11 protein-coding genes are annotated in these 16,126 nt (G+C 69.6%); 1 reads left to right on the forward strand and 10 read right to left on the reverse strand.

The genetic code is table 11. The features are described from left to right. The coding region (locus ACFPU0_RS27595) for an aconitase family protein (RefSeq protein WP_377696479.1) at window positions 1-666 on the forward strand (666 nt) is incomplete at its 5' end. 144 nt (window positions 667-810) lie between these two features. Here the strand turns inward: ACFPU0_RS27595 and tagQ are convergent. The 10 genes from tagQ to tssK all read right to left on the reverse strand — a co-directional run bounded on the left by tagQ (window position 811) and on the right by tssK (window position 16,120). Then, window positions 811-1,698, reverse strand: a complete 888-nt coding sequence (gene tagQ / locus ACFPU0_RS27600; RefSeq protein WP_377696480.1) for a type VI secretion system-associated lipoprotein TagQ — start codon at window positions 1,696-1,698, stop codon at window positions 811-813. Window positions 1,699-1,787: 89 nt separating this feature from the next. After that, window positions 1,788-3,491 carry a formylglycine-generating enzyme family protein gene (locus tag ACFPU0_RS27605; RefSeq protein ID WP_377696481.1) on the reverse strand — a complete coding sequence of 568 codons (1,704 nt, stop codon included), beginning with the start codon at window positions 3,489-3,491 and terminating at the stop codon, window positions 1,788-1,790. After that, window positions 3,484-4,668 (reverse strand): ABC transporter permease, encoded by a 1,185-nt coding sequence (locus ACFPU0_RS27610; protein ID WP_377696482.1) that lies wholly within the window; start codon window positions 4,666-4,668, stop codon window positions 3,484-3,486. Before ACFPU0_RS27610 ends, ACFPU0_RS27605 begins: the two co-directional genes overlap by 8 nt. Further along, window positions 4,665-5,381 (reverse strand): ABC transporter ATP-binding protein, encoded by a 717-nt coding sequence (locus ACFPU0_RS27615; protein ID WP_377696528.1) that lies wholly within the window; start codon window positions 5,379-5,381, stop codon window positions 4,665-4,667. Before ACFPU0_RS27615 ends, ACFPU0_RS27610 begins: the two co-directional genes overlap by 4 nt. Before the next feature lie 47 nt (window positions 5,382-5,428). Further along, the gene (locus ACFPU0_RS27620; protein WP_377696483.1) at window positions 5,429-8,482 is read right to left on the reverse strand and encodes a serine/threonine-protein kinase; all 3,054 of its coding nucleotides are present in this window, start codon (window positions 8,480-8,482) and stop codon (window positions 5,429-5,431) included. A 14-nt stretch (window positions 8,483-8,496) separates the two neighbouring features. Then, window positions 8,497-9,225, reverse strand: coding sequence for a PP2C family protein-serine/threonine phosphatase (locus ACFPU0_RS27625; protein WP_377696484.1), 729 nt, complete (start codon window positions 9,223-9,225; stop codon window positions 8,497-8,499). Continuing rightward, window positions 9,225-9,920, reverse strand: coding sequence for a type VI secretion system-associated protein TagF (gene tagF / locus ACFPU0_RS27630; protein ID WP_377696485.1), 696 nt, complete (start codon window positions 9,918-9,920; stop codon window positions 9,225-9,227). The genes ACFPU0_RS27625 and tagF overlap by 1 nt, the downstream gene beginning before the upstream one ends. Continuing rightward, on the reverse strand, window positions 9,917-13,429 hold the full coding sequence (gene tssM, locus ACFPU0_RS27635; RefSeq protein ID WP_377696486.1) for a type VI secretion system membrane subunit TssM: 3,513 nt from the start codon (window positions 13,427-13,429) through the stop codon (window positions 9,917-9,919). Before tssM ends, tagF begins: the two co-directional genes overlap by 4 nt. Next, on the reverse strand, window positions 13,426-14,781 hold the full coding sequence (locus tag ACFPU0_RS27640; RefSeq protein ID WP_377696487.1) for a DotU family type VI secretion system protein: 1,356 nt from the start codon (window positions 14,779-14,781) through the stop codon (window positions 13,426-13,428). The genes tssM and ACFPU0_RS27640 overlap by 4 nt, the downstream gene beginning before the upstream one ends. 4 nt (window positions 14,782-14,785) lie before the next feature. After that, entirely contained in the window at window positions 14,786-16,120 is a 1,335-nt protein-coding gene (gene tssK, locus ACFPU0_RS27645; protein ID WP_377696488.1) for a type VI secretion system baseplate subunit TssK, read from the reverse strand. Between the last annotated feature and the right edge of the window lie 6 nt (window positions 16,121-16,126).

Raw genomic sequence — 16,126 nt, forward strand, 5'->3', positions numbered from 1 at the left:
CAGGCCATGGAAGCCTGGCTGGCCAAGCCGCAACTGCTGGAAGCCGACGCCGACGCCGAATACGCCGCGGTCATCGAGATCGACCTGGCCGAGGTCAAGGAGCCAGTGCTCTGCGCGCCGAACGACCCGGACGATGCCCGCCTGCTGTCCACCGTGGCCGGCGACAAGATCGACGAGGTGTTCATCGGTTCCTGCATGACCAACATCGGTCACTTCCGCGCCGCCGGCAAACTGCTGGACAAGGTCAAGGGCGGTATCCCGACCCGCCTGTGGCTGGCCCCGCCGACCAAGATGGACCAGCACCAGCTGACCGAGGAAGGCTACTACGGCATCTACGGCCGCGCCGGCGCGCGCATGGAAATGCCGGGCTGCTCGCTGTGCATGGGCAACCAGGCCCGCGTGCAGGCTGGCTCGACCGTGGTCTCCACCTCCACCCGCAACTTCCCCAACCGCCTGGGCGACGCCACCAACGTCTACCTGGCCTCCGCCGAACTGGCGGCCGTGGCCTCGATCCTGGGCAAACTGCCGACCGTGGCCGAGTACATGGAGTACGCGAAGAACATCGACAGCATGGCTGCCGATATCTACCGCTACCTGTCCTTCGACCAGATCGCCGAGTACAAGGAAGTTGCGGCCAACGCCAAGATTCCGGTGATCCAGGCCTAAGCCGCCATCGGTAGCTCGGTAATGAAGAAGCCCCGCCCCGCGCGGGGCTTCTTTGCTTTCTCCGCTGGAAAAAGCAGGGCTCCAAGGCGATGCAACAGCGCGGCGAAGCGCTGTTTCATGGCGTTGCGTGACAGGATGCCGGCATCACACGCTGGAACACTGTTCGGCGCCCCAGTCGCCCACGTCCGGGTTGTTGCAGGCACTGGAAATCATGCTGGTGCCACGGGAGGTCACCTGCTTGATCTGGGTGCGCCTGGTGTCGGCCTGCTGCAGTTTGACTTCGGTGTCGACGGCTTCCTTCGGCACCTTCTTCGCCACCGCCGGCTTGCTGGTCTTCGTCTTGGCCACCTGGGTGACGCTCTGCCGCTCCACGCCGATCTGCTGGAGGTCCTTCTCGTAGGCCTGGGTGTAGGTGTCGATGTTCTCACCCGCGCGGCCGTCCGCCGCCGCCAGCAGCGCGTTGGTTTCCTTCAGGCCGCTGATGATCTCGGCGAAGCGCTTCTTGCCTTCCGTCTCGCTCATCTTGCCGGCCTTGTGCGCCGCTTGCAGCCTGGTGAATTCGCGCTGGTAGCAATCCTGCGCCGCCGTTGCGTAGGCGATGCTGCGGTCCATCTCACCGACGCTGTTGTCGATGTCCGTCCCGTAGGAGGCAATGCGTGCGCGGTCGTCGGTGATCTGTTTCTGCCGCTCGGTGTAGTAGCCGGCCGCGCCGCCGACCACCGCGCCGGTGGCCGCGCCGATCAGCGCATTGCGCGCGGCGTGGTCGCCGCCGGTCAGGGCGCCGGTCAGGCCGCCCAGCAGGCCGCCGGCAACGGCGCCGGTGGTCACGGATTTCTGCATGGCGGCATCGGAGCCGCGCAAGTGGTCGACAGGTTCGTAGCAGCCCGGGTAGTACTGCGCCTGGGTGGTGGCGGCTACCTTGGCGCTCGTTCCGCCACGGAGCGTCGTGCAGCCGCTGAGGAAAACGGCGGCACAGATCGCACCTACGGCGATACGCCGGCAGACAGACAAGCTATTGCGCTGATTTTCCATGGTCGCTTTCTCCTTTCAGTTGATTTCCGCTTCGGCCCCGTCGGCGGCTCCCCCCGACGCCGCATGGGACCCAGGCTTGCGCCGGCCCCTCAGGGCGCGAGCAATTCCTTCAGGATCGCCGCCGGTTCGGCGCGCTGTTCCTTGCGATACCGATCGACATGGCGAACGAACAGGGTGGCGCGCTTGACCAGGCTGTCGCCCAGTACCGGCTTGCGACCGAGTTCTTCCCGGGTGCGCTGGAACTGCGCCTGGATGACCGCATCGGTATAACGCGTACCGGTCGCCAGGTTGTCGATGTAGATCGCCACGGCGCCATCGAGGGCGCTGCGGCCATTGCCGATGGCGGTTTCGTAGAGTTCGGCGGCGGCGCTGTCCTTGGCCGCCCTGGCCTGCTGCAGGCTCTTGTTCAGGTTGGTCAGGCGGATGTTGTAGTTGTTGACGGTTTCCGCCACCAGGGCGGCCGACTGGATCAGGTTGCCGGCGGCCTCCTCCCGCTGGCGGGCGATCAGCGAGACGTTGCGCTTGAGCTCCTCGTTCACCAGCGACAGGCGCGCCTGCAGGTTCGGGTCGGTGCTGCCCTTGATGATCTCGTCGAGCAGCTTGGTCGGGTCCTCGGCGTCCTGGATTTCGTCGGTGAGCCCGGCCAGCCGGCCTTCGAGCTGCCATTGCTCGAACAGCTCCGGGTAACGCGAGCGTGGCGCCGACAGCGCGCCCAGCGCGACGCGGAAACCCGTGGTTTCGTTGCGCTGTGCGCTGCCATCGGCGGCGAACAGCGGGTACTCCCGGCGCATGCCGGTGAACAGGGTCATCTCGCCTTCCAGGTAGTTGCCGCCCTTGACCACGAAGCCGCCATAGGTGCCCTGGCGGCGCCCGGCGTGGACCAGCTGGAAGGGTTCCTCGACCATCTCGGCGGCATTCCCGAGCACGTCGAACAGGCCGATGGGATTGGGCTTCTTCAACCCGACAGGGAGCAGCCGCGCGCCCTGGCCGGTGCCACCGGCGACCTGGCTGAACACCGCCCAGTCGCTCAGCGGCCCCTCGTTGTCGCTGCCTTCGACCTTGCGCGGGAACAGCCGGGCTTCCAGTTCCTGGCGACTCACCCCATGGGCGCCCCGGGCGGCGAACTCCCATTCCACTTCGGTGGGCAGACGAACGAACCCCATGCCGCCGTCCTCGGCATTCGCCTGGCGTCCGCTCACCGGCAGGCGGTCGCGGTGATGCTTCAGCAGCCAGGCGCTGTAGGTCGCGGTGAAGCGCTCGGCCTCCAGGCGCGAGAGTTTCACCTTGGGCAGGCGCGCCTGCATGCCGGTGGCCGGTGGCTGGCAGGCGGGTGGCTCGCCCTGCTCCTCCAGCGCCGCTGCCTGGGCCATGACCAGGTCGTACTGGCGCTGGGTCACCTCGTACTTGCCGAGGAAATAGAACATCGGCTTGAGCGGGGTATCGGCCTCGGCCTTCGGCAGGTTCGGTTCGATGCGCGTACGCCAGTCCGCCGGCAGGTCGCCCAGCACGAACTGGCCGTTGATGTAGTCGCGCCGGTAGCCGGAAATGAAGGATTGCTGGTAGCCCGCATCGCCCTCGCTGAAGGGGTAGCCCAGGTTCACCTCACGGTCATCCAGCGTGCCCCGCGCCAGGACATAGACATAACGGAAGACCATTTCGCCCTCGCAGGGCAGCGGCAGGCTGACATCGTCCGCCAGCGGCCTGGGGTTGTCCGGCGAGGTGGTTTCTTCCGCCACTGCGGCCCCGGCCAGCAGGGTGAAGGCGAGCATGCAGCGGACGACGGGTCTAGACATCGCGCAATCCTTCCGAGGCTTCGATCCGCGCCGCGCGCCAGCCACCCGAGGCCGAGGCCAGCACGCAACAGGACAGGGTGGTCAGCAACGCCGCGAGGTAATGGCCCGGCAGCAGGCGGCAGGCGTATTCGCCGGCGCCCGTCTCGAACAGCCGGTTGAGGCCCATCTGCGCCACGCCGTAGAGACCGGAAGCCAGCAGCACGCCCAACAGGCCGGTGTAGAGCGACTGCAGCACGACGAAGGCGATCAGCGCCGCGGTGGAGAAACCCAGCAGGCGCAACACCGCCAGCGCCCGGCGCTTGCGCTCCACCGCCGCCAGGGTGCTGGCGGTCATCGCGGCGAAAGCGCCCAGCACCGCCAGGCCGGCGATGATCCAGAACACCAGCGCCAGGTTGCGGCTGAGGGAGCGCACCTGGGCGATCGCCGCCGCCTGGGTCGCCACCTCGAGCCCACGGTCGGCGAACAGCCGCCGCAGCCCTTCGACGCTGTCCAGGTCGCGGGCATAGAGGCGGAATCCCGGATACACCCGCGCGGGATCGGGCGTCGGCCGAAAGCCGGGCCAGGGCTCGCCGTCCCGGTAGTCTTCGGCGGCCTCCAGCAGGCCGGCACGGGAAAACAGCGCGTCACGGGGGAAGGCCTCCAGTGGCAGCACGCCTTTCACCCGCAGGCGAATGCGCTGGTACTCCTGCCGACCGTCGCGCTGGCGGCCGAAGGCGGCGGTGAAGCCATCGCCGGCCCGCAGGCCGAGCTTTTCCGCCGCCCGCCGGCTGAGGGTGACTTCATCCGCCGTTTCCGGCAGCAGCATGGGTGAGACGAGGGGATCGCCTTCGGCCGTGGGCAGCATTTCCACGGTCAGCGGCTGGCCCTCGCCGGCGTAGAGGTCGGCGGTGGCGGCGATCTGGCGGGTGCGCGGCAGGGCGAAGGCGACATCCTGGCGGGCCGCCAGTTCGGCGATGTCGCGGGCGCTGAAACGTCCGCCGGCCAGGGGGATGATCTCGCGTACCGCCGGGTCCTGCTGCAGGCGTTCGGTGAGGGTGGTGACCAACCCGAACTTGAGGCCGAACAGCACCAGCAGCGGCGCCAGCACCGCCACCAGCGCGAGTACCGCGCACAGCGACAGGCGCGACTCGGTGCGGTAGTCGTGCCAGGCGAGCTGAAGCATCAGCCCCGGCTTCATGAAGCCGCCTCCAGGGTCGCCGTCACCCCGCCGTCGTCGCCGGGCCGCACCTGCAGTGCCCAGGGTTGCAGGCCGGCGCGCCGGGCCAGGTTGGCGTCATGGGTGGCCACCACTATGCACACACCACGCTCTTCGGCCTGGGCCACCAGCAGGCGCATGACCCGCTCGGCATTCAGCGGATCCAGCGAGGCGGTGGGCTCGTCGGCCAGCACTATGGGCGGGTCGTGGGCCAGCGCCCGGGCGATGCCGACCCGCTGGCGCTGGCCGACGGAAAGCGCGGAGGGTCGCTTGTTCAACTGCTCGGCGATTTCCAGCCGCTCCGCCAGGCGCCGCACCGCGGGCTCCGCCGGCAGGCCGAGCAAGGCGCGGGACAGGCCGATATTGCGCTCCACGTCGAGGAAACCGAGCAAGCCGCCGGTCTGCAGCACGTAGCCCACCAGGTGGCTGCGCAGATCAGCCAGGGCGCTCTGCCGGCCGGCGTGCCAGAGCGCGGCGATGTCATGGCTGCGACCGTTGGCGGTAAGCTCGAAGCGGCTGCCCGGGTCCGGCGAGAGCACCAGGGCCAGCAGGTCCAGCAGGGTGCTCTTGCCACTGCCACTGGGGCCGATCAGGGCGAGCCGCTGCCCCGGCTCCAGATCGAGCCGGGGGACCACCAGGCGATAGCGCTGGCGCCCTTCGCCACGGGTCTTGCTCACCTCCCTCAGCCTCAGCATCGGCACGCTCTCGGCCCGGACTTCGCGCATTTCACCCTCCAGCCCCCTCAAGGCAATGTCGCCAGCGGCACGCGGTACAGCGCGTCGCCCGGCTGGGCATCGCCGAAGCGCACCCAGTTGGCGATGTCGTTGTGGAAGGTTTCGTAGAGGCGGATCTTCGATTCCAGCTCGTCGATGAAGTCCTGCTGCTCCGCCACGCTGAGGGAAAGCCAGAGCTCCTGGGTCATGTTCAGCGACTTGCTGCGGTACGGCAGCCCTTCCAGGTATTCGCCGAGCACGCCGCTCTGCAGCAGGTTGCTGCCACGGGCCAGCCGGGTCGGGTCCCGGCTCATGTGGGCGCTGGCGCTGGCGATTTCCTGGAAGAAGTCCTTCGGCGAGGTCTGGGTGCGCCGCGCGGCCTCGACTATGAGCTTGAGCGATTGCTGCAGTTCGTTGAGTTGCAGCTTGCTCAGCAGGACGCAGACCTGGAAGGCCGGCAACGAAGGGTTGGCCAGGTCCCGGTCGGCGGTCCAGGCGGTGACCAGTTGCGGTGCCCGCGCGGCGGAACGGCGGCCGAGGAAGTCCATGTGCATGGCATAGCCCACCGCCGTGGTCCTGGCTGCGACGCTGGCCCCTTCGCGCAGGGGCGGCAGGCTGGGCAGGCGGTCGTTGCGCGCTTCGTGGACCAGGTTGGCGATCACCGAGCCGATCTCCGCGACGGTGTCGCCGAAGCGGTCCACCCCGCCGTCGGCCACCGGCACATAGAGGTCGGCGATCTGCGGGTTGGGGTCGGCGGTCAGGCTGCGGTACTGCTGCTCGGCGAAGCCATGGTTGTTGCGCCCCGCCGGCGTGCGCAAGTGCAGGGCGAAGATGCGGATCTGCTTGGCCCTCGCGGCTTCGCGCACCTCCGCCTCGTTCATCTGGGTGCGCCCCAGCGGGTCGTTCTTGCGCAGGGCACCGGCGTCGGTGATCAGCAGGATCATGCGCCCGGCATAGGGCGTCCAGTCCATGTTCTCCACCGCGTCCATCACCCCGGCGAAGGCGTCTTCGTTGAAGGCGTGGCTGGAGACATCGGTGGCCCTGACCTGGCCGGCCAGTTCGGCGAAGCGCCGGGGATCGCCCCCCTCTTCCAGGGTGACCAGGGTCCTGGTCACGTATTCCAGGCCCGGCGTCTTTTCGACGTTGCTGCGAAAACCGACCAGGCCGAAGCTCACGCTTTCCAGGTCGCCCCGGCTGGCGATCTGCTGCTGCAACTCCTGCACCACCCGGTTGACCCGGTCGATGTAGGGCTGCATCGATACCGAGGTGTCCACCACCAGCACGATGCCGGTGCGGAAGCTGTCGCCGCCGGCGGCCGGCGCACCGCCCTCGCCCCTGGTCCGGGGAGCGTCGCCGGGGTCGATGGACGCCACGTCGAGCAGTTGCACGGGCTGGCCGCTGGCATCGAAGCTTTCCCGCGACTCGAAGATCGGCAGCAGGTAGAAGCTGTCCTGGGGCACGGCGCGGTCGCCGGGCTCCAGCGCCACCACCTGCGGATCGGCCTGGTCGAAGCGCGCCTTGTGCAGGGTATCGCGGGCCCGGGCCGGGTCGGCGAGCAGGCGCTCCACCGTCGCGGCATCCTTGAGGAACATCACCGGCGAGCGGCCGGAGCGTTCGGTGAACTTCAGCACCAGGCTCTGCTTCCAGTCGCTGACCTGCTCGGCCGGCAGCCAGCCGTCGCGCTGGCCATCGCTGGAGGCGCCGACCTCGACCCAGTGGCGCCCCTCCAGGTCCTTGCGCTGGTAGACGTAGAACACCGAGAACGCCGGGATCTCCGCGCCAGCGGCCGGCCCACCGGCCTCGCCGGCGAAACGCGCCCCGGGTTTGCTCAGCACGCGCTGGAACAGGGTCTTCTTGCCATCCATGAGCAAGGGGCGCTCCCCGCCGTCCCCGGTCGCCGTCACGTCCGCCGCGGGCCGGGTGTCGTCAGTGGTCGCGGCGTCACCACCGCTATCCTCCAGCGGCTCGCTGACCTCCCCGGTCCGGGCACTGTCCGGCTGCGCCGGCGCGTCCGGGCGCATGAACCAGTAGCCCGCCCCTGCCGCGACCACGACGCCGAAAAGCGCCAGCGCGGCCACCAGCGCCCATGGCTTGCGCGCCGGGCCGGGCGGAGCGCCTTCGCGGTTGGCCGCCGGGTCCGGCATGCGCAGCTCCGCCACGGCGGGATGGGGGATGGCGGTATCCAGTGCCGGCGTAACCCTCACCGGCTCCGGCTGCAGGGCTGCGGCCGGGAGTGCGGAGCGGCCGATCGGGCGGAGCTGGGTCGCCTCGTTGTCGGCCACCGGCACTGTGACTGTGAGATGGTCCAGCGCGGCGATCAGGGCGTCGGCATCGGCGAAACGGTCGGCCGGGTCCTTGGCCAGCAACCTGCGCAGGACGCCCTGGTAACGGCCGCGATCGATCGGCAGTTCGGGCAGCGGCTCGGTGAGATGGGCCAGGGCGGTGGAGAGCGAATCGCTGCCGCTGTAGGGCAGCTTGCCGGTGAGGATCTCGTAGAGCACCACGCCGAGGGCGTAGAGGTCGGCGCGACCGTCGATCTGCTGGCCGCGCGCTTGCTCCGGGCTCATGTAGCTGGGCGTGCCGACGGCGAAGCCGGCCTGGGTGAACTGGGTGTGGTCCTCCAGGGACTTGGCGATGCCGAAGTCCGAGAGCACCGCCGAGCCGTTGGCGCGGAACAGGATGTTGGCCGGTTTCACGTCCCGGTGCACCAGGCCCTGGGCATGGGCGTAACCGAGCGCCGAGGCGATCTGGCGCAGCCAGAGGATGCCCTGCTCCGGCGTCACGCCCTCGGCGATGCGGTCCTTGAGCGTGCCGTTGGGCAGGTACTCCATGGCCATGTAGTAGTGGTGGCCGACGTTGCCGATGTCGTGGATGGTGACCGTGTGCGGATGGCTGAGCCGCGCCAGGGTCTTGCCCTCGCGCAGGAAGCGCTCGCAGAAGCTCGGGTCGGCGGCCAGCGCCGAGGCCATGACCTTGAGCGCCACCTTGCGCTCCAGCGAGCGCTGGGTGGCCAGATAGACCACCGCCATCGCGCCGTTGCCGAGCTCTCGCTCGATCTGATACCCAGGAATCTCGATGTCCATGCTCGCTGCTTCCATCAACAGGCCTTGACCACCACCGCGGTGATGTTGTCCGGCGCCCCCCGGGTCAATCCCAGGTGCACCAGGCTGCGCACCATTTCGTAGGGCGCCGCGTAACCCAGCACTTCCCGCAGCTCGTCGTCCTGGACGGTCTTGTTCAGGCCGTCGCTGCACAGCAGGAAGCAATCGCCCTGCAGCACATCCAGTTCGGCACTGGCCAGCTCCAGCCGCTCCTGGGCACCCACCGCACGGGTGACCATGTTGGCCATGGGGTGCGTTCGCGCTTCGGCTTCGCTGAGCAGGGTGCTGTCCACCAGCTCCTGCACGTAGCTGTGGTCATGGGTGATGGTCTCCAGGCGGCCGTCGCGCAGGCGGTACATGCGGCTGTCGCCGGCCCACAGGCAGATGGCCCGGCCGCCACGGGCGGCGAGCAGCACCAGGGTGCTGCCCATCAGCGGCACGCCGCGCCGCGCGGCCTCTTCCCGGACCGCCGCGTTGAGCCGTTCCAGCATGGCGCGGATGGCCTGGACATAGGCCTGGAGGTCGGGCTCGGGCGGAATGCCGCGCAGGGTATCGACGATCAGGCTGCTGACGAAATCGCCGGCGGCATGCCCGCCCATGCCGTCCGCCACCACCCAGAGACCGGCTTGTGTCGCGTCGAGGCAGGCGTCTTCGTTGACCTGGCGCACCATGCCGACATGGCTGTGGCTGGCGGATCTGTATTGGTTCACGGCTATCGAGGCCATCAGAGGCTTCCAGACTCGGACCGAACGCATTCGGGGATGGACGGATGCCCGCCCTCGCCCACCAGGAATCCCGTGAAACTCTGTGGCGCCGGCAGGCCCCGGTAACGCAGCAGCCCGGCGGGGAGCCGCTCGGAGCCCTTGCCCCACCAGAGGCTGGCCCCCTCGCAAGCCAGCTGGAACAGGGCGGCACTCCGGCCCTGGGGCGTGGCGGCAGCGGCATGCAGGTGCCCGTCCCGGCCCTGCCGCCAGGCCGGCCCGGCGCTGCAGGCCGGACCACCGAGGCGTGCCACCGCCGACTCGAAGGCCTCGACTTCGGCGTCCTCGCCGAGAGTCGAGAGCAGCAGCGCCTCGGCCCGCTCGTACCAGTCCTCCGGCCCGCTCACCAGGGCGCCCAGGTCGGTGTTCGCCGGCAGCAGCGCCGCCACGGTGAGCGGGAAATAGCGCCCGACGCGGTCGATGCTGGGCATCATCACCCCGGTTACCGCCTCGCCGCCGAACAGGCCCGGCGCCACGGCGAAGCGCCACAAGGGGCTGACCAGATAGGCATCCAGCCAGCCGGCCCCGAGTTCCGCCTGGCTCGCCGCCATGCCCGCCGCCAGCCAGGCGTCCCAGGCCTCGATGAAGGCTGGCGGCAGGTCGCGGTGCAGGAAGTCGCCGCGGCCGGCCAGTTTTCCGTAGAAGCCGGGTGTCGTCATAGGCGCTCCGGCAGGCTGAAGCCGGATACCACCCGGCTGCGGAAGGGGTTGAAGGCGCTGCTGGCGCGCAGCTCGTAGGAGATGCTGGCGTTGTCCACGCGCATGCGCAGGGTGAAGCGGTCCGGCGAGCTGCCGGGGGTCAGGTCGGACTGTTCCAGCAGGCGGAACCAGGCCCAGGGGCCCTCCAGGGTCATCCCCGAACGCCCGCCGCTGGTGGGCGGATTGACGGAGACGCGGACCATGCCCAGGGCGTTGGGGCTGGGCCACTGCATCGCCACCGGGCGGCTCGGGCCGTGGTCGTAGCTGAGCTGCTGGCCGTCCAGGTCGAGCATGAACTGGCTGACCGAGGCGTCCATGGCCACCGGCTTGAGTTCGAAGCGCACCGCCGGCTGGGTGCCGCCCGCGCGGAAGAAGGCATCGCGGATGTTCGCCGCGCGCTGGAAGGTCTGCAGCACGCCGGAACCGATGCCGAGCTTCTCCGCCGCGCCCGGCTGCCAGCGCCAGGTGCTGGCGGAGGTATCCACGTAGGGTTGCAGGTACTTGCGGAAGTAGCTGTCGAGCACGCCACCCACGCCGAAGAAGTGGCCGAAGTCCTCCAGCGTCGCGTCACGGCTGCTGGAGCGGTCGAGGGGGTAGCGGCCGGCCAGGGACTGGCGGTAGACGCTCACCACTTCGCTGAGCCAGGCGGCGTTCAGTTGATTGCGGATGCCGCCCATCATGCTGCTGGTGGTGGCGCTGACCACCGACTTGACCAGGTTCTGCACCACCGGCGGCTGGCGCTCGGCGCTGAGCGCCACCCGGGCCGCCGCTGCGGAGGCCTGGTTCTTCGCTTCGCCCAGCAGGGCGTCGCCACTGGCGCCGCTCATGCCGCTGACCTGCACGTAGAGCTCGTTGAGGTCGGCCAACAGGCCATCGATGGGCGCGGGACCGTCGCCGTCCTTCGCCACCAGGCTGTTCAGTTCGGCAAAACGCGCACTGATGGGGTCTTCGACGGTGGCCGGCCGGCTCTCGCCGCCGCCGGACTGCCCCACCAGCGAACCCAGCTGCTGCTTGAGCTTGTCCACCGTGCCGTCCGCGGCCTTGGCCTTTTCCGCCAGCAGGCGCTCTTCCTGCTGCAGGTCGGTTTCCCTGGCCACCGCCACCAGCAGTTTCTTCAACGGCGAACCCGGCCCGGACAGCACCCGCAGCACATCGGCGGCCTGGGCCACGTTGGTGATGGCCACGAAGTCCAGGTCGGCGAGCAGCGCTTCCCAGTGGTTCAGGTAGTCCTGGAAGTACAGCTGGCGCACGTCCAGCGCCAGGCTGGCGGCGTCCTGGTCGTCGTCCAGGGTACGGCCGAGCACCCATTGCTCCTCGGCCAGCGAGCCGGACTGGGTCAGGCTGGCGGCGAGGAAACCTTCGCGGTAGCCGCGCTGGGTGAACAAGCCGCTCAGCGGGTCGTTCAGCGGCCGCCCGCTCTTGCGCGTGAAGACCAGCGGCGCGTCGCGGCCGGCGGCCTCGCTGATGCGGAAGTCCTTCACGCCATCGGGCAGCTTCTGCCGCTTCACCCGGTTGTAGACCCGTTGCGCCACCGACATCTGCTGCAACTGCCGGCGCTGGTCGGCGATCAGCGCCTCGTCCAGCCGGGCCGGCGGCGGCTTGCGCTCGAACAGTGCGTCGAGGTGCTCGCCCAGCGCCTGGCGCTGCCCGGGCGCGAGGTCGCGCGGCAGGCTCTGGTCCCAGTCGAGGTTGATCCAGGCCTTGATGAAGTCCGGGTCGTAATGCTCGGCACTGGCCAGCATCAGGTAGGCCTTCAGCCCCTCGTAGAGAAAGTCGGAGTTGCCGCCGTTGCGCAGCTGTTCCTCGATTCGGCTGAGCAGGCGCGGCGCGAGCACGGCGACCAGCAGCTTGCGGTAGACGCTGCCGGCCTCGGCACCGAGCATGTCGCCCTGGAACAGCCCGAAGCCCTGCGCCCAGGACGGTGGATTGGCCGCCACGTCGCGGATCGCGTTGAGCACCGGCAGCACGGCGAGCACGTCGCGCTGGGCCGGACCGATGGATTCGACCTGCGTCCTGAGCGGCTTGACCCGCCCGTCCACGGCGGCGATGTAGTCCTGGTTGGCGCGGTAGCTGGCGGCCCACACCAGGCAGACGGCAACGAACAGCAGCGCCGTCGTCGCCAGCGCCCCCCGCGTCACCCACCTGCGCCGCCGCTCCACCTTCGGATTGCTGCCGACCAGCCCGCGCTCGCCGAAGGCGACCTCGCGGAACAGCCGCTCGATGAAGTAGCTGCGGCCGCTACCGGTCTGCCGCGCCAGGTGCTGGCGGTCGAGGTTCATACTCTGCGCCATGGCGCCGATCAGCCGGTCGATCGGGCTGCCTTCCTGGGTTCCGCTGGTGAAGTACAGGCCACGCAAAAGCGGCCGCTCCTCATAGGGATTCGGCTTGAACACGGCGTCGAGGAAGCTGCCCAGGTTGTCGCGGATCGCCGCGAACTGCTGCCCGAAGCCGTAGATCAGGTCGCGCCGCGCCGGGTCGCGCTCCTGCTGCAGGCGCTCGACCAGGCGCTCGGTGAGCCGCTGTTCGAGGGCGGCGAACTCCGCCGGGAAGCTGGCCAGCGGGCCTTGCGCGCTCTTGCCGTCGTCCAGGGCGAAGGTGGTGCCCCAGACCTGGGCGCGCTCTTCCTTGCCCAGGTTGTCGAAGAACTCCATGAAGCCCGGCACCAGGTCGAGCTTGGTGAGCATCACGTAGATCGGGAAACGCACCCCGAGCTGGGTGTACAGCTCCTGCACCCGGGCGCGGATGGCCTGGGCATGGGCGGTGCGCTCGGCGTCGCTGCCCAGCAGCAGGTCGGACAGGCTGATGGCGATGAAGGCACCATCGATGGGCCGGCGCTTGCGCTGGGTGCGCAGCAGGTCGAGAAAGCCCAGCCAGGCGGCCTTGTCCACGGCGGCGTGGCTGTCCTGGGTGGTATAGCGGCCGGCGGTATCCAGCAGCACCGCCTCGTCGGTGAACCACCAGTCGCAGTTGCGCGTGCCGCCCACCCCGCGAATGGCGCCGCCGCCCATCTGTGCGGCCAGGGGGAAGTTCAGCCCGGAGTTGATCAGCGCGGTGGTCTTGCCCGAGCCGGGCGGGCCGATGATGACGTACCAGGGCAGCTCGTACAGGTTGCGCCGTTCGCCGCCGCCAAGCCTGGCGCGCTTGAGCAGCGCCAGCGCCTCGTCCATGCGTTGCCTGAGCGTCGCCAGCTCTTCGGCGGTGGCGACCGTGGCCGCGTCCGGCGCCACGGCCACCAGCCCCTGCATGACCTTCGCCGCGTTGCGCCGCGCCTGGACGATGCGCAGCACGCGGAAACCGATCCACAGCGCGAACAGCAGGGCTATCAGCAGCCAGCGCGCGGTGGCCGAAGACAGGGGTTCGTAGCCACCGAAGGCGATCAGCGGACCGAGGAACCAGATGACCAGGCCGAGGGCGACCAGCCCGAGCACCGGCACCACCCAGCGGATGCAGACATTGAAGAAGGTCTTCACTGGGCACCCTCCGCGAAAACGGTGATCTCGACCCGACGGTTGCGGGCCCGCCCTTCGGCGCTGTCGTTGGACGCCACCGGCTCGGTGTCGCTGCGCCCTTCGGCGGTGAAGCGCGCGCTCTGGCCGGTACGCGCGGTGAGGATCTCGAGCACCTGCTGGGCGCGGTCCTGGGAGAGCTTCCAGTTCGACGGATAGCGCAGGGTCTTGATCGGCCGGTTGTCGCTGTGGCCGGCCACCAGCACCTCGCCCTTGACCTTGCCGATGGCGTCGGCGATGCGCAGCAGCAGCGGCTGCAGGTCGCCTGCGATCGCCGCGCTGCCGGGCGCGAACAACTGGTCGCCGCGGATGGTCAGCACCGAACGGTCCGCCGCATCTTCCACGGCGACCCGCTGCGCCTTGATGTCCTCGGCCAGCAGACCGGCCAGGCGCGGCCGCTCGATCAGCCGGGGTTGCAGCGGTGGCCGGTCGATGGTCTGCACCGGGATTTCGCCCAGGGCATGGATGTTCCTGAACACCGGCTCGGCATCGGCGGCGAGCTTCAGGCGCAGACCGAGCAGGAGCAACAGCAGCAGCGCGGCGCAGACGGCGAACCCGACCCAGGGCGGCAGGTACTGGGTGAGCCGGTCGCGGGCCACCGTCAGCCCGCGCCAGTGCGGCGACAGCTCGCGCTCGATCTCGCCGCGCACGCTGCGGATGGTCGCGCCGGTACGCTCACGCAGCGCTTCGAGCTGGCTGCGGCCATCGTTCATCACCCGGTAGCGGCCTTCGAAGCCCAGGCACATGCACAGGTACAGGAGCTCCAGCAGGTGCAGGCGCCGCCGTGGATCCTGCAGGCAATGTTCGAGCAACTGGAAGACCTTCTCGCCGCCCCAGGCCTCGTTGTGCAGGGTGATCAGCAGGCTCTGCTTGCCCCAGTCGCTGCCGCTGCCCCAGGGCGTGCTGAGCACGGCTTCGTCCAGGGCGGTGCAAAGCACATAGCGGCTGAGCATCACCTCGTCCGGCGCTACCCCCGCCTCGCGCGCCTGCTCCTCGAACTGCCGCAGGTAAGCCAGCAACTGGGCCCGCAGGCTGGCGGGCATGGGGTGGGCCAGGGTCCGGCGCAGCCGGGTGAGCAGGGCCAGCAAGGGGCCGGCCGCCCGCTCCAGGGGGTTGAGGCCCTGGGCGCGGACGTTCGCCAGCGGTGCGCCGGCCATATGCGGCGTGGGCCCCGGCGGCGGGCTGGGGTCCGGCCGTGCCGGCTGCGGGTCGGGCCCCCGTCCGCCGGGCCGGGGCATGATCATGGTGCGGTCGCTGCCGCCCCCGGAGCCGCTGCCGACGGGCGCTCCGCCGAAGGGGTCGTCGATCGGATGCATCGGATTATCCTCGAATGGCCCAGAAGGCCAGGTTCAGGCCGGGGAACTGGCCGGCGACGTAGAAGGCGAAACCGCCCGAGTGGGTCAGTTGCTTCCAGTGGTCGCTGCCGCGATCCAGTTCGAAGTAGGTGGAGCCGGCGTGATAGGGAATCTGCCGAGGCGCGACGGGCATCGGCAGCAGCGCGATGCCCGGCAGTTGCAGGTTCACCAGATCGCGGATGTGTTCTACCGAGCCCACTTTCGCCTGCTGCGGGAACAGGCTGCGCAGGTGCTCGGCCGGCACGTCGGCGCGCACCACCAGGACGAAGCTGGCGGAGTCGATGAGGGTGCGGTCCGGCAGCATCGCCACATGCACCCCGTAGGATTTCTCGACGATGGGAATCGGGATGGCGCGGCTATCGATCACCATCGACAAGGCCTGACGCAGGGCGAGCATCACCGGCGCAAAGCTGGCGGCGAGGTCGTCGTGCTGGTAGGCCGGAAACTCGGCCGGGCGCCGCTCGCTGGAGGAAAAGGTGCAGAACTCTCCCGCCAGGGCCACCAGCTCGCGGTAGAAGGGCTCCGGGTGCACGGGGCTGAGCCGGGCCAGGTGGGCCATCAGCGGCTCGGCGCGGTTGACCAGCTGCAGCAGCAGGAAGTCGGCGATTTCCGAGGCGCCGCCGGCGCCCGATGCCACCACCCGCCCGGCCAGCGCCTCGCCACGTTGGTGCAGCAGGCCCTGCAATTCGTGGCGAAAGCCGGACAAGGTGGCCGAGGCGGCCACGTCCAGCAGCGGTGGAATCCAGGTCTCGTCCAGTTGCAGCGCACCATCGGCGCGCTTCTCCAGCACCCGCACCAGCCCCAGGCCGGCATATTCGCCCAGGCCGTCCCGTTCGGTCAGCAGGCGCAGCGCACGGGCTCCCACCGCCACCGGCGCGCGGCTCTCGAAGGCGGCGTTGTCGTCACGCACCTCGCGGACCCGGCTGATATAACGGGCGCCGCCCGGCGGCTCGCCCTCGTCCGCGGTGTCGCGGGTACCGGCTCGCTTGAGCGGCAGGGCCAGATAGACCAGCCCATCGCGCAGGCTGTCGTCGACGTTCAGCGGCGGCGGCGGCGGATCGTCGCCGGGAATGTCGAACGGCGTGCCGTCGGGCAGCACGCCACGGGCGGCGACTATGGCCAGCTTGCCCTGGGTCAGCAGGGCGTCGTCGATGCGCAGCTCGGAGAAGCCCCAGCCACCGGCGATCAGGCTACGGCAGCGGCCGTCCACCAGGGTTTCGAGGAAACGGTCGTGCTGCTGGAAGTGCTGGGGCCGGAGGAACATTCCCTCGGACCACACCACGCGGTTGTTCCAGGACATGATTGG

The organism is Pseudomonas sp. GCM10022186 (assembly GCF_042656385.1).
Classification (GTDB): Bacteria; Pseudomonadota; Gammaproteobacteria; order Pseudomonadales; family Pseudomonadaceae; genus Metapseudomonas.